A 13,845-nucleotide genomic window follows, 5' to 3' on the forward strand; every position below is an offset into this window, starting at 1 on the left:
CGGTTCTCCGTGGGTTCAGGGCGCGGGATTCAGGCGAAGGCGTTGCGGCGGCGGGTGAGGGCGAACAGCAGGGCGCCCAGGGCGAGGGTCAGCGTGCCGCCCAGCAGGTGCATGCGCGCGTCGGTGGCGCCGGTGGGCAGTTGGCCGAAGACCTTTTCGTATTGCCAGCCGGCGGGCAGGTTGAGGGGCAGCCGGCCGCCTTGCAGCGGCGCGGCGGCCGGGCGCACCGGGGTCTTGTCCACCGCCACCAGGCTGGTGTAGCGGCTGACCAGGCGGTGGGCGAGGGCGAGTTCGACGATCTGCGGGCGCACCTCGTCTTCCGGCGTGCCGCTGCGCAGCAGGTCGAGCAGGGCGTCGATCTTGTGGCGCGCCCACAGGGCGCCCAGCCCGCTGCCGGGGGCGGCCCGGCCGAGATCGACCTCGGTGTTCCAGGCGGCCTGCGGGCCGCGTCCGCCGACCTTCAGCGTGCCGCTGGCCCGGCGCAGGGCGACGGCTACCGCCAGCGGTTCGCCGGCGTACAGGTCGGGCACCTTGCGCGGCCAGTAGTCGGCCTGGGCGCCGTCCGGCCAGGCCAGTTCGATGTCCTTCAGCATGGGCGCTTCGAGGCGCTCGAACAGCGCGCTCATGCGTTCCTGCACTTCGTCCAGGCGGCCGATGTAGGTGAAGCTGCCGCGCCCGGCAGCCGCCGCCTTGCGCATGAAGTGGCCGTTGGGCGCGGAGCCGATGCCCACCGGGAACAGGCGGGCGTCGCCCAGGCGCTGTTCGATCAGGCGGAACAGGGTTTCCTCGTTGCCCACCGCGCCGTCGGTCAGGAAGATCACCTGGCGCACGCGTTCCGGGTCGGCGCCGCCGCCCAGCGCGGCGGCCAGCGCGGGGGCCATCTCGGTGCCGCCGGTGGCATCTAGCTTGCGCACCCAGCGCGCGGCGTGCTCCACGTTGTCCGCGCTGGCCGGGCGGGCGGCATCGAACAGCGCGCGGGTGGCCGAGTTGAATTCGATGACGTTGAAGCGGTCTTCCGGGCGCAGGCGGCGCAGGGCGAGCGCGAGGGCGGCGCGCGCCTGGGCGATGGAAGCGCCGGCCATCGAGCCCGAGGTGTCGATGACGAACACCACCTCGCGCGCCAGCGGGCGGCCGTCGCTGGGCAGGCGCGGGGGCATCAGCATCAACAGGGCGTGGTCCACATCCTGTCCGCGCTCGGCGAACAGCGCGACGCGCGGGGCCTGGCCGGCGGCCAGCGTCCATTCGAGGACGAAGTCGCGTTCGGCCGGCGCCGCGCCATCGGCGAATTCGACGACGCGGCGGTTGGCGTGCGGGGCATCCACGCGCAGCGCGTGGGAGGGGCTGCGCAGCGCGGACAGCGGCATGCCGGCATCCAGTTCCACACGCATGCGCACCGGGTTGATCGCCGGGCCTGCCGCCGGGTGGCGTACCGGGGCGGTGATGTGCTGGGCGTCGGCGATTTCCTCGGCGGTGGTGGGCAGCGGGAGGTAGCGCGGCGCGGCGACCATCGGGAAGCGCAGGCCGTAATGGCCGCCGTCCTCATTCATGCGCCATTCCAGCGTCTGCTGGTATTCGATTTCCACCGAGATGCGCGCCCCCGGGGCGATGTTGGCGACGCGGGTGGTGAACAGGTTGGGGCGCTGCTGTTCGACCAGCGCCGTGCGCCGGCCGCTGGCGCGGGCCTGCTCGAATTCGGCGCGCGCGGCGGCACGCTCGCGGATTTCGCCCTCGACGACGTGTTCGCCGATCACCATGCGCAGGCGGTCGACGGCGGCGTTCTCGGGCAGCGGGAAGAGGTATTCGCCTTCCTGCCAGCCATCGCTGGCGTTGTGGAAGGTCTGCACCACGCGGGTGCGCGCCAGCGGGCCGTTGACGCGGATGGCGACCTCGGTGTCCAGCGCCGGCAGCGCCACGCCGTTGCCGTCCGGCAGGCGGATGATCAGCGTGCCTTGGCCGGTGTCTCCTTCGCCGGCATAGGACGGCGCGGCGAACAGCAGGGTCAGCACGGCGAGTGCGAAGGCGACCAGCAGGCCGACGAGGAAGATGCGTGCCGCCAGCGCGGCGATTTCCAGCAGATCGTGCCAGCGGCGGGCGGAACCGGGCAGGTGGGTGTTCATGGTGTTTTTCTCCCTGGATGCGGCCAACGGTTTGTCGATGGGGGCATTTCAACCGGGGAAAAGGTCGACGGCATGGGGAGAAAAGGGCGCCGCGCGGGCGAAATGTGGCAAGAAAATGGCTCTTGCGGATCGCGGGCGGCAGGTCGTGGGCGGACGCGGCGGCGGTGCTATAGTCGGCGCCGGATTCAAGCGCAGGAATGCCCATGGGACGCCGCATCGCCATCGTCGAGGACGAAGCCGCCATCCGCGACAACTATGCCGAGGCCCTGGCCCGCCAGGGCTACGAGGTCAGTGCGCACGCCGACCGCCCCGGCGCGCTGGCCGCGTGCCGCGCGAGCCTGCCCGATCTGGCGGTGATCGACATCGGCCTGGGCGACGAGCCGGAAGGCGGCTTCACGCTGTGCGCGGAATTGCGCGCGCTGTCCAGGCGTCTGCCGATCATCTTCCTGACCGCGCGCGACAGCGATTTCGACGTGGTTTCCGGCCTGCGCCTGGGCGCGGACGACTATCTGACCAAGGACGTTTCCATGCCGCACCTGCTGGCGCGCATCGCCGCGCTGTTCCGCCGCGTCGAGGCGCTGGCCGAACCGGGCGCGCGCGAGGACGTGCTGGAGCGCGGCGCGCTGCGCCTGGACACGCTGCGCCTGGCGGCAAGCTGGCAGGGCCGGGCAGTGGACCTGACGCTCACCGAGTTCTGGATGGTGCATACGCTGGCGCAGCTGCCCGGCCACGTGAAGAGCCGCGAGCAGTTGATGCGCGACGCGCGCCTGGTCGATGACGGCACCATCACCTCCCACGTCAAGCGCATCCGCCGCAAGTTCGCCGTGGTGGATGCGCGGTTCGACGCCATCGAAAGCGTCTACGGCATGGGCTACCGCTGGAAGAGCGCCGGATGAACACGCCGCGCGTGAGCCTGCGGCTCAAGCTGGCGCTGCTCGCGCTGCCGCTGCTGGCCTTGCCTTGGGTGGGCTACCGCTATCTGGTCGAGCTGGAGGCCTTCCTGGTGGACAGCCAGCAGCAGGCCGTGCTGGCGACTGCCCGCGCGGTGGCCACCGCCCTGCACGAACGCCCGCAACTGCTCGGCGTGCCGCAATGGACGCGCTCCTCGCGCGTCACCGTGGATCAATCCCTGCTGCCCGGCGAGGAGGTCGTCGAGGCCCTGCGCGCGCCGGTCGCCACGCTGGCCGAGGAGCCGCGCCGCATGGACGAGGTGGTCGCCATCCTGCGTGGCGTGCAGCGCAGCAGCGCGCGCATCAGCCTGGTGAGCCGCGACCTGCGCGTGCTGGCGGTCACCGGCAGCCTGCCGGCGGCGGAAGACGGGGGCGCAGGGCTGCCGGCGTGGCGCAGGCTGGCCGCGCGCATCCTGCCGCCGCCCGGCGAGACCATCGGCGCGGACTGGAGCCCGCTGCGCGCGCGCGAGGTGCATGATGCGCTGATGGGCATCGCCGGCGCACAGACGCGCGCCACCTACGACGGCGGCGCGCTGCTGGTGAGTGCCGCGCACCCGATCTGGGAGGGCAACCGGGTGATCGGCGCGGTGGTGGTCGAAGAGGATTCGCGCTCCATCGTCTCGCTGCGCCAGCGCGCGCTGGAAAGCCTGCTGCTGATCACCCTGGCCGGGCTGTGCCTGGTGGCGCTGCCGGTGCTGTGGTTCGCCACCCGGCTGTCCTCGCGCATCCGCCGCCTGCGCGACGAGGCGGAAAGCGCCATCGACGGCCAGGGGCGCATCGCCGCGCCGCTGACGGCCTCGAACGCGGGCGACGAGGTGGGCGATCTGTCACGCAGCTTCTCGGCGCTGCTCGGACGCCTGGCCGGCCATCACACCTATCTGGAAAACATGGCGAGCCGGCTGTCGCATGAGCTGCGCACGCCCATCGCCGTGGTGCGTTCCTCGCTGGAGAACCTGCACGCCGAAGAATTGCCGGCATCCGCGCGCACCTACATGACGCGCGCCGAGGAAGGGCTGAACCGGCTGTCGCGCATGCTCTCGCGCATGAGCGAGGCCACGCGCATGGAGCAGGCCCTGGCCAGCACCGAGAGCGAGCGCTTCGATCTGCGCGCGGTGGTCGGCGAATGCGTGCGCGGCTATCGCGTGGCGCACCCCACGCGCGCCTTCGAGGACGATCTGCCGCCGTATCCGGTGTGGGTGCGCGGCGCCCCCGACCTGGCCGCGCAGATGCTCGACAAGCTGGTGGACAACGCCGCCGACTTCGCCCTGCCGGATACTCCAATCCGCATCGTGCTGCAGTTCCAGACCACCACCGCCACGCTGGCGGTGATCAACCAGGGGCCGCTACTGCCGGCGGCGCTGGCGGGGCGGATGTTCGAGGCCATGGTGTCGGTGCGCAAGGCCGAGGGCGGCGGCGAGCCGCACCTGGGGCTGGGGCTGTACGTGGCGCGCATGATCGCGGCCTTCCACGGCGGCAGCCTGTCGGCCAGCAATCTGCCGGACGGCAGCGGGGTATGCGTGGGGGCGCTGCTGCGGCTGGCCTGAGTCCTTCCGCGTTCGCGGAGGGCTGTGTTTTCCCATGAGCCGCATCGCGGCTAAGGCCAATACGGTTCAGTGAGTGCGCTCCCGGTCATTGTAGGAGCGGCTTCAGCCGCGAAAGATGTGGCGCATTTCAGGCATTCGCGGCTAAAGCCGCGCCTACGGAAACAAGCCGCCACGCTTATCTGAACCGTACTGCGGCTAAGGCTGTGCCTACGGGGCGTCGGGTGCTTCTATGAGCGAAGCCGCTCATGTTTCCGGTAATGGGCGAGTGGAGCGCGCTCCTCTCTGTTTTTCGTTGCGGCAAAGAGGGTAAACACCATGGCGGTATAATCGCAGTTCGATGACCTGACCCTTGGAATCCCGCCGTGTCCGAACGCCTCTCCGTTGCCCTCCAGTACGTCCTGCCCAAGCGCGCCCTGACCCAGCTTGCCGGCAGGCTCGCCGGCCTGAAGGGCGGCAAGGCGACGACGGCGGTGATCCGCTGGTTCATCGGGCGCTATGGCGTGAACATGGATGAAGCGGCGAACCCGGACCCGGCGAGCTACGCGAGCTTCAACGAGTTTTTCACCCGTCCGTTGCGCGAAGGCGCGAGGCCGTTCGCCGAAGCCGACTACCTGTGCCCGGTCGATGGTGCGATCAGCCAGTTCGGTCCGATCGAGCGCGACCAGATCTTCCAGGCCAAGGGCCATTTCTACACCACCACCACCCTGGTCGGCGGCGACCGCAGCCTGGCGGCGCATTTCGAGGACGGCGAGTTCGCCACGATCTACCTCAGCCCGCGCGACTACCACCGCATCCACATGCCTTGCGACGGCCGGCTGCTGCAGATGATCTACGTGCCGGGCGACCTGTTCTCGGTCAACCCGGCCACTGCGCGCGGCGTGCCCGGCCTGTTCGCGCGCAACGAGCGCGTGGTGTGCGTGTTCGAAGGCGAGGCCGGCCCCTTCGTGATGGTGCTGGTCGGCGCCACCATCGTCGGCAGCATGGCGACCGTCTGGCATGGCGTGGTCAATCCGCCGCGCCGGCCCGACATCGAGAAGCACGCTTATGCGCCGGGCGAGGTCGAACTGCGCAAGGGCGATGAGATGGGCCGTTTCCTGCTCGGCTCGACGGTGGTGATGCTGTTCCCGAAAGGCACGATGCGCTTCGACTCCGCCTGGGCGGCGGCGCACCCGGTGCGCCTGGGCGAAGCGATGGGGCAGCGCCCGCCGGCTGCCTGAGGCCGTGCCACGCCCCATTGCTGGGCGGCGGATGGCGGGCATGCACGATGGGAGTGCATGCTGCAATGCCGTTGTGCTGCAATGCAGCATATCGGCATTGTCGTCAATCTGTAAAAAAGATGCGCTACAACAAGAACTTGGGCGTGGAAACGATAGCCGAAAAATTTCGTTTGCAGCGTGCGTCCAAGCTGGCACGATTGACGCTAGGCAATCATGCCTTTCCATAAAATGCATCAAGGAGACAGATCATGCCAAGCCGTCCCATCCATCAGGTACTTTCCGATCGTCCCTTCCTGTGCGTGTGCGCCGACACGCCCGTGCGCAGCGTGACGCGCATGATGCAGGAGCAGCACAGCAGCGCCGCGCTGGTGGTCGAGCATGGCGTGCTCACCGGCATCTTCACCGAACGTGACGCCACTTTCCGCGTGCTGGCCGCCGGCCTCGATGCCGATGCCACATCGGTCGGCGAAGTCATGACCCACAATCCGCTGACGCTGGCCGAGGACAAGCCTTTCGGCCATGCGCTTCACCTGATGTACGAGAATGGCGTGCGCCACGTGCCGGTGATCGACGCCGTCAAATGCCCGCTGGGCCTCGTCACCGCGCGCGATGCGCTGGAACTCGACGCGCTCGATTTCGGCACCGAGCTGGTGCGGCGCGAGGAAATCACCGTCATCCTCTGAGCCGCAACCGCTGGCCCTGGTCCGCTAGCAACCGGCCAGGGCCTGGTCCAGGCCGGCCTGGAACAGCGCGGCGACGAGGTCCGATTGCGTCAGCATGCCGACCACGCGATTGTCCGCATCGACGATGGGCACGTGGTGCCGGCCGCGATCGGAGAAGGCCGGCACCAGGTCCACGATGCTCTGATCCGGACTGGCGGTGAATACGTCGGCGCTCATCACTTCGCCCACGGTTTCCCAGGGCATTTCCTGCGCGAGCAGGAAGTCGTGCAGCGTGATGATGCCGATCAGCCGATCCTCATCCACCACGACCGGCAAGGCCTTGACGCGGTGGTGGGCCAGTTGTGCCCAGGCCGATTCCAGCGTCGCGTCGGCCGTGATCGTGACCACGTCGCGCGACATCACGTCGGCGCAGCGCAGAACGCCGAAGCGCCGCCGCCAGGCGCGCTGCTCGGCGGCCAGCAGGATTTCCTCGAGGTCGGTGCTGCTGATGTCGATCATCTCGCCCCGCTCCTGCAGCACCGCCTGCAGGTCCTCGGGGCGGACGCCCAGGCGGTCGCTGGGTTTCGGATCGGCCGTATGGTGTTGTGCGGCGGCCGGGACTTCGGCCGAGCGATGCGGGTAGCGCCGGCGCAGCGCGGCATTGAACAACAGCGCCGTCAGCAACAGCAGCAGCGAATTGAGCGCCACCGGCGTGAACGCGAACAGCACGCCCAGGCGTTCGACCTCGGGGCCGCCGAGCACGCTCGTCAGCGCCATTGCGCCGCCGGGCGGGTGCAGGCAGCGCAGCTGGAACATGGCGATGATCGCCAGGCCGACGGCCAGTGTTGCCGCGAGCGCGGGATCGGGAATCCAGTGGGCGCAGCCGATGCCGATCAGCGCCGAGACGAAGTTGCCGCCGACGATCGACCAGGGCTGGGCGAGCGGACTGGCCGGCACTGCGAACAACAGCACCGCGGATGCGCCCATCGGCGCGACGAACCAGGGCACGCTGATGCCCAGCATGTAGCGGCTGACGATTTCGGTGACGAGCAGGCCGATGAACGCACCGATGCCGCCCAGCAGACGTTCGCGCAGGCTTGCGGGGAGGGGAGCAGGCCAGAAGGCCTTCAACCAGGAAGACAGGCGTTGCACGCAGCGTTCCGGACAGGGGCGTCGGCCCGGCACGCTGCCGGGAGGAGAGAGTGGGCAGCGATCTTAGCGCAGGCCCGCCGTGCGCACCAAGTCGGTGCGCACTCTGCTCGCTCCTCCCGATGCAGGATCAGGCGAGCTTCATTCGCCGCGCCGCCTCGCGCAGTTCACCGCGGAAATCCGGATGGGCGATGCCGATCAGCGCCTCGGCACGCTGCCTGGCCGTCCTGCCGCGCAGCTCGGCGACGCCGTATTCGGTGACGACGTAGTTGATGTCGTTCTTGCTGGTGGTGACGTGGGTGCCGGGCGACAGCATCGGCGCGATGCGCGACACGGTGCCGTCCTTCGCCGTCGACGGCAGCACGATGAAAGCCTTGCCGTCCTTCGAGCGGTTGGCGGCGCGGACGAAATCCACCTGGCCGCCGGTACCGGAATAAGGCAGGTGGCCGAGCGATTCGGAGCCGCATTGGCCGATCAGGTCGATCTGCAAGGTGGCGTTGATGGCGCACAGCTTGTCGTTGCGTGCGGCCAGATACGGGTCGTTGGTGAAGTCGACCGGATGCATCTCGATCGCCGGATTGCGGTGCAGCGTGCGGTACAGGCGATTGGAGCCGAGCGCGAAGGTGGCGACCAGCTTGCCGGGCATGAAGGTCTTGCGGCGGTTGGTGACGGCGCCGGACTCGAGCAGCGACAGGATGCCGTCGCCGATCATCTCGGTGTGGATGCCGAGGTCGTGCTTGTGCCGGAGCTGCATGACCACCGCGTCGGGAATGCCGCCGTAACCGATCTGCAGCGTCGAGCCGTCGTCGATGAGGTCGGCGACGTATTTGCCGATTGCTTCCTGCACCGGGCCGATCTGCGGCAGGCCGACTTCGAACAGCGGTTCGTCGCTTTCGACCACGCCGCCGACCTGCGAGACGTGGATGTGGCAGTTGCCGTTGGCGAAGGGCACGTTCGGATTGACTTCCAGCAGCACGACGCGGGCGCGGCGGATCGCCGCCATCGTGTAGTCGGGCGCCAGCGACAGGCTGAAGTAGCCGTGCTCGTCCATCGGCGAGGCCATCGACACGACGACGTCGGCCGGCGTCAGGCCGCGGTCGAGCAGCATCGGCAGTTCGGAGAAATAGGCCGGCACGTAGTCCACCCAGCCGGCCTTGCCGCCCTCGCGGGTGGCACCGCCGAAGAAATAGGCGTCGTGCCGGATGTTGGCCTGCGTCTCGGGGTTCAGGTAGGCGAACTTGCGCAGCGGCAGGATCTGGCTGACGGCGACGCCGCGCAGTTCGTGGCGCCGCTCGGACAGCGCGTGCAGCAGCGCGGGCGGCTCGCCGACGCCGGTCGGCACGACGACGGTGTCGCCGTCGCGGACCAGGCCGGCCGCATCCGCCGCCGTCATGCGCTTCTGTTCGTAAAGGGTCTGGACTGCCGACATTCGCTCCCCCTCCTGTCCCTGTCGTTCTATGGGCATAAAGAAGGGATTATAGGTCATTCCATACTAGGGCGTATGGAGCGGCGGTTCGGCGGCGGTCGGACGGTCGGCCACCGGAGTGCCGGCCACCGGATTGCCGGCCACCGGATTGGCAGCCGCCGGTGCGCCGGCCGCCGTGCCGTGCAGCTCGGAGGTGTTCGTCGGGAACGGGGCCGGCTCCTCGATGCTGTGCAGCCATTCGCGCCAGATCGCCACCAGCAGCGCCATCAGCACCGGGCCGACGAACAGGCCGACCAGGCCCATGGTCTGCACGCCGCCGACGAGGCCGAAGAAGGTCGGCAGGAAAGGCAGCTTCACCGGTCCGCCGACCAGGCGCGGGCGCAGGGTCTTATCGACGATGAAGAGTTCGATCGAGCCCCAGGCGAACAGCCCGAGCCCGGCGACGAGGTTGCCCGAGCCGACCAGGTACAGCGATACCAGCGTGAACGACAGCGGCGCGCCGCCCGGAATCAGCGCCATGAAGCCGGTGGCGACGCCCAGCAGCACCGGCGAGGGCACGCCGGCGACCCAGTAGGCCACGCCCAGCACCACGCCTTCGCCGAGCGCGATCAGCCCCATGCCGGTGACGGTGGCGCTGACGGTGGCCGGCACCACGCGCGAGAAGCGCTGCCAGCGCGCCGGCAGGATGCGTTCGCCGACGACGTCGAGCTGTGCGGCGAGGCGCCGGCCGTCCTTGTAGACGAAGAACAGCGTGATCAGCATGAACAGCGTGGTCAGCGCCAGGCGGAACAGGTCGCCGGTGGCGCTCAGCACCATGCGGTAGATGTTGCCGAGGTGCTCGCCGCTGAGGATCTGCACCCATTCGCCGAGGGCGCTGGGGCTGCCGAGGTGATCCTGCCAGTATTCGGCGAGCCGCTCGCCGACGAGCGGCAGCGCCCGTATCCATTCCGGCACCGGCGCCCCGGTGCGGTTCGCCTCCAGCAGCCAGGCGATGAAATTGCCGGCTTCCTTCAGCGCGTAGTGCAGCGCGATGGTCAGCGGCACGATCAGCGCACAGATGACGACGATGATCGCCACGCTCGCGGCCAGCGTGGTGTTGCCCTTGCACAGCGCGACGCCGCGGCGGTAGAGCGGCCAGCTGGCGAAGCCGATGATCAGCGCGGCGAGCACCGGTACGAGGAAGCCGCTGAGGAAATACGCCCCGGCGGCGAGGATCAGCAGGAGCAGCGTGCGGACGATGAGGGGGGCTTGCAGGACAGGCGGCATGGACGGCAGCGGGGGTGACCGAGGAGAGGACTATAACCGAGTGAATGGCCGGCGGGACCGGGGGCTGAGCCGGGCCGGGCACCTCGGCCGGGAAGTGGAGGGAATGCCGGCGCCGGGCGGCGCGTCGGCCCGGGCACTCAGCGGGCAGTCTGAAGCGCCTGCATTCCGTGGATGCAGAACTGCATGAATCGGTTCGCGGCGGGCGACAGGTGTCGGCCTGCCCGCGTGATCAACTGCACGGTCGCATGCTGCAGCGCCGCGTTGTCGACGGGGACCGTATGGACGCGCCCCGCCGCCAGTTCGGTCGATACCGCCAGCCGGGGCAGCAGCGTGACGCCCTGGTTGCTGGCCACGAAGCTGATCAGCACATGGATGAGGTTGGTCGTCAATGCCGCTTCCAGGCGAATCTTGTCCGTGCGCTCGGCGTGTTCCAGCAACTGGCGGATGCCGTAGATGCCGTTCAGCAGTGCGATCGGCCAGGCGGTGAGTTCCCGCAGCGAGGTCCGCTGCGCATGCCGCAGCGGGTGCTCGGGGCCGACGACGGCGAACAGGGGTTCGTGCGCCGACCAGCGCGATACGATATGCACGTCGGCGGGGGCGTAATAGACCAGCCCGATTTCCGCCTCGTCCTCGCGCAGCCGGCGCATGATTTCGGTGGTGCCGGCAATGTCCAGCGAGATCGATACGCCGGGGTAATGCTGGCGGAATTGCCGGATCGGCCCCGCGATCATCGCCTGGGCGAAGCCTTCGCCGCTGGCCACCGAGACCGAGCCGCTGTTCAGGCCGCGCAGCGATTCGATCTTGGCCAGCATGTCGTGGCGGTGAGCCATGTGCTGCTGGTAGTAGTCGATCAGCAACTGGCCGGCATCGGTCGGCACGACGCCCTTGCGCTGGCGCTCCAGCAGCGTCGCCTGCAGTTCTTCTTCCAGCAGGCTGATCTGGCGGCTCACGGCCGAGGGGGCGATGCCCAGCTTGTCGGCAGCGGCGCGGACCGAGCCGCACGAGAGCGTCTCGTACAGGTAGCGGACGCGGGAGTCATGGAAGGCGTGCATGGGAAAATCCTGCGATCGGTGAGTAGGGTGGGGACCGGATGATGTTCTAATTTTTAGAACAAAAAATATATATTTATATATTAAATGCATTGATATATTGAATGGCCTTATGTGCCTGGACGCGGTCCGGAGCCATAAAAAAAGGAATGCCGTTCAACGTTTCCATGCCAACCAGGCTGCCTGCGCAGGCCGGGCGGCGAATGAGGGGAAGCCATATGAGTGTTGTTGCCCATCGAGCAAGCGCGCCGCTGGAGCTTGGCAGCGTGGCGCAGATCTTCGTGCTGGCGCTGGCAATTGCGGCGCTGTCCGAATGGTTCGGGCCCTTGCCCATCGACTTGGGGGTCGGCAAGGTGGTGTTGCTGCCCATGATCTGGGCGCTGCTGATCGGCCTGGGGTTGGGGATGTTCAGCAAGCGCATGCCGGGGCCGCTCAGGCTCAGCCTGCACGGCCAGCATCTGGCGGCGACGATTCTGTCGTCGGCCCTGTTCCTGTTCATCGCCAAGCTCGGCCTGCTGGTCGGCGGCTCCTTGCCGAAACTGGCCGAGGCGGGTTGGGGCCTGGCCCTGCAGGAGGTCGGCAATCTGGTCGGGTGTATCCTGCTGGGCATGCCGGTCGCGCTGCTGCTGGGGATCAAGCGCGAGGCCGTCGGCGCGACTTTCTCCATCGGCCGCGAACCCGGTCTGGCGATCATCGGCGAGCGCTTCGGCATGGACTCCCCCGAAGGGCGTGGGGTGTTGGCCGAGTACATCACCGGCACCCTGGTCGGCGCCATTTTCATCTCGCTGCTGGCCGGCTTCGTCACCAGCCTGAACATCTTCCACCCGCTGGCGCTCGCCATGGGCGCAGGCGTCGGCTCGGGCAGCATGACTGCGGCTGCCGTGGGTGCCATCGCCGCCCAGCAGACGCCCGAAATGGCCAAGGACGTGGCTGCCTTCGCGGCTGCCGCCAATCTGATCGCGACCACGCTCGGCACCTACCTGACGCTGTTCATTTCGCTGCCGCTGGCGGTGCATGCCTACCGCTTCATGGAGCCCATCCTGGGGCGCAACCGCAAGGGCGTCGCGGTCGAGGATGGCGGTGCGCCCGAGGTCAAGGCCGAGACGGTGCATGCGCCCGTGCTGGGTTTCGGCATGCGCGTGGTGTCGTGGCTGCTGGTCGGCCTGATGGTGATGCTCGGCAACCTGATCGGCTTCGGCGTGCCGCTGCTGGAATCGCTGCCGGGCGTGGCGCTGATCATCGGCGCGGTGCTGGCCGGCGACCTGATCTACGTCGCAACGAAGCGCAAGCTGCCGGCGGTGTGCTGGATCTCCTTCATCGCCATGGCGATGACCTTCCCGCAGACGCCGTATGCCGCCGAAGTGGCCGCGCTGACCGGCAAGGTGAACTTCCTCGCCATGATCACGCCGATGCTGACCTTCGCCGGCCTGTCGATGGCCAAGGACATCCCCGCCTTCCGCCGCCTGGGCTGGCGCATCGTGGTGGTATCGCTGATGGCGAACGCGGGCGTCTTCCTGGCCGCCGCCGTGATCGCGCAGTTTTTCGTGCATTCCCTCTGACGCAGCAACAAGGAGCAGATTTCATGGTGAAGCTGGGTGTGGTCGGGTTGGGCAACATGGGCGCGGGCATGGCCTTGTCGGCCGTGCGCGCCGGTCTGAAGGTGGTGGGATTCGACCCCGCCACGCAATCGCGGCAGGTATTGCAGGAAGCGGGTGTGACGCTGGTCGACGATCTCGCGGCGCTGTCGGCGCAGGCGGACGTGATCGTGCTGTCGCTGCCGACTTCCGACGTGGTCGAGAAAGTCGTGCTGGGCGAGGGTGGCCTGCTGCAGCATGCGCGTGAGGGCCAGATCGTGCTCGATACCTCGACGGCGGACCCCGCCAGCACGCTGCGCATCGCCCAGGCGCTGCAGGGCAGCGCGCTGCGCCTGGTCGACGGTCCCGTCAGTGGCGGCCCCAGGGCCGCGCATGGCGGCTCCATGACCATGTTGCTGGGCGGCGAAGCTGCCGACCTGAAGGCATTGGCGCCGGTGCTCGATGCCCTGACCGGCAAGCGCGTGCATGTGGGGCCGGTGGGTGCGGGCCATTCGGCCAAGCTGTTCAACAACCTGCTGTGCGGCATCCATCTGATTGCCGCGGGCGAGGCCATCCGCGTGGCGCGTGCCGCCGGGCTCGACGTCGAGCAGATCCTCAAGGGGGTCAATGCCGGCTCGGGCCGCAGTGGCGTCACCGAGGTCAATTGCCCGACCTGGATCCTGAACGGCGCGTTCGATTCCGGCTTCACCATGAAGCTGATGCGCAAGGACTTGCGTCTGGCGGTGGCGATGATCGAGCAGAGCGGCGCCAGCGTACCGCTGGCGCGCGAGGCACTGCGGCTGTGGGCCGATTCGGCCGCGTCGGTCGACGACGGCGAGGATTTCAACCGTATCGTGGATTATGAGGAGCAGGCACGATGAGCGGGCAGAG

11 protein-coding genes are annotated in these 13,845 nt (G+C 68.6%); 6 read left to right on the forward strand and 5 right to left on the reverse strand.

Annotation, left to right across the window (positions count from 1 at the left end; all coding sequences use genetic code 11):
- Positions 1-29: 29 nt before the first annotated feature.
- A complete protein-coding gene (locus AAFL97_RS23195; protein WP_341646942.1) occupies positions 30-2,117 on the reverse strand; it encodes a marine proteobacterial sortase target protein in 2,088 nt (695 codons plus the stop codon).
- A 203-nt stretch (positions 2,118-2,320) separates the two neighbouring features.
- Here AAFL97_RS23195 and pdsR point away from each other — a divergent pair, with 203 nt between their 5' ends.
- The 4 genes from pdsR to AAFL97_RS23215 all read left to right on the forward strand — a co-directional run bounded on the left by pdsR (position 2,321) and on the right by AAFL97_RS23215 (position 6,511).
- Positions 2,321-3,013: a proteobacterial dedicated sortase system response regulator gene (gene pdsR, locus AAFL97_RS23200; protein ID WP_341646943.1), complete on the forward strand. Its 693-nt coding sequence runs from the start codon at positions 2,321-2,323 to the stop codon at positions 3,011-3,013.
- The gene (locus tag AAFL97_RS23205; protein ID WP_341646944.1) at positions 3,010-4,611 is read left to right on the forward strand and encodes an ATP-binding protein; all 1,602 of its coding nucleotides are present in this window, start codon (positions 3,010-3,012) and stop codon (positions 4,609-4,611) included. Before pdsR ends, AAFL97_RS23205 begins: the two co-directional genes overlap by 4 nt.
- A gap of 362 nt (positions 4,612-4,973) precedes the next feature.
- Complete coding sequence (gene asd, locus AAFL97_RS23210) at positions 4,974-5,828, forward strand: archaetidylserine decarboxylase (RefSeq protein WP_341646945.1); 855 nt, start codon at positions 4,974-4,976, stop codon at positions 5,826-5,828.
- 248 nt (positions 5,829-6,076) lie between these two features.
- Entirely contained in the window at positions 6,077-6,511 is a 435-nt protein-coding gene (locus AAFL97_RS23215; RefSeq protein ID WP_341646946.1) for a CBS domain-containing protein, read from the forward strand.
- A gap of 24 nt (positions 6,512-6,535) precedes the next feature.
- On the opposite strand, the gene AAFL97_RS23220 is transcribed toward AAFL97_RS23215, so the two are convergent.
- The 4 genes from AAFL97_RS23220 to AAFL97_RS23235 form a co-directional block, all read right to left on the reverse strand.
- Positions 6,536-7,642: an HPP family protein gene (locus AAFL97_RS23220; RefSeq protein ID WP_341646947.1), complete on the reverse strand. Its 1,107-nt coding sequence runs from the start codon at positions 7,640-7,642 to the stop codon at positions 6,536-6,538.
- A 127-nt stretch (positions 7,643-7,769) separates the two neighbouring features.
- Complete coding sequence (locus AAFL97_RS23225) at positions 7,770-9,068, reverse strand: acetyl-CoA hydrolase/transferase family protein (RefSeq protein ID WP_341646948.1); 1,299 nt, start codon at positions 9,066-9,068, stop codon at positions 7,770-7,772.
- Positions 9,069-9,131: 63 nt separating this feature from the next.
- Positions 9,132-10,331 (reverse strand): AI-2E family transporter, encoded by a 1,200-nt coding sequence (locus AAFL97_RS23230; RefSeq protein ID WP_341646949.1) that lies wholly within the window; start codon positions 10,329-10,331, stop codon positions 9,132-9,134.
- 137 nt (positions 10,332-10,468) lie between these two features.
- Complete coding sequence (locus AAFL97_RS23235; protein WP_341646950.1) at positions 10,469-11,383, reverse strand: LysR family transcriptional regulator; 915 nt, start codon at positions 11,381-11,383, stop codon at positions 10,469-10,471.
- Between the two features lie 215 nt (positions 11,384-11,598).
- Between AAFL97_RS23235 and AAFL97_RS23240 the strand changes: the two genes are divergently transcribed.
- Together AAFL97_RS23240 and AAFL97_RS23245 are read left to right on the forward strand one after the other, a co-directional pair.
- Entirely contained in the window at positions 11,599-12,939 is a 1,341-nt protein-coding gene (locus AAFL97_RS23240) for a DUF3100 domain-containing protein (RefSeq protein ID WP_341646951.1), read from the forward strand.
- A gap of 23 nt (positions 12,940-12,962) precedes the next feature.
- Positions 12,963-13,835: an NAD(P)-dependent oxidoreductase gene (locus AAFL97_RS23245; protein ID WP_341646952.1), complete on the forward strand. Its 873-nt coding sequence runs from the start codon at positions 12,963-12,965 to the stop codon at positions 13,833-13,835.
- The last annotated feature ends 10 nt before the right edge of the window (positions 13,836-13,845 follow it).

The organism is Thauera sp. SDU_THAU2 (genome assembly GCF_038260575.1).
GTDB lineage: Bacteria > Pseudomonadota > Gammaproteobacteria > Burkholderiales > Rhodocyclaceae > Thauera.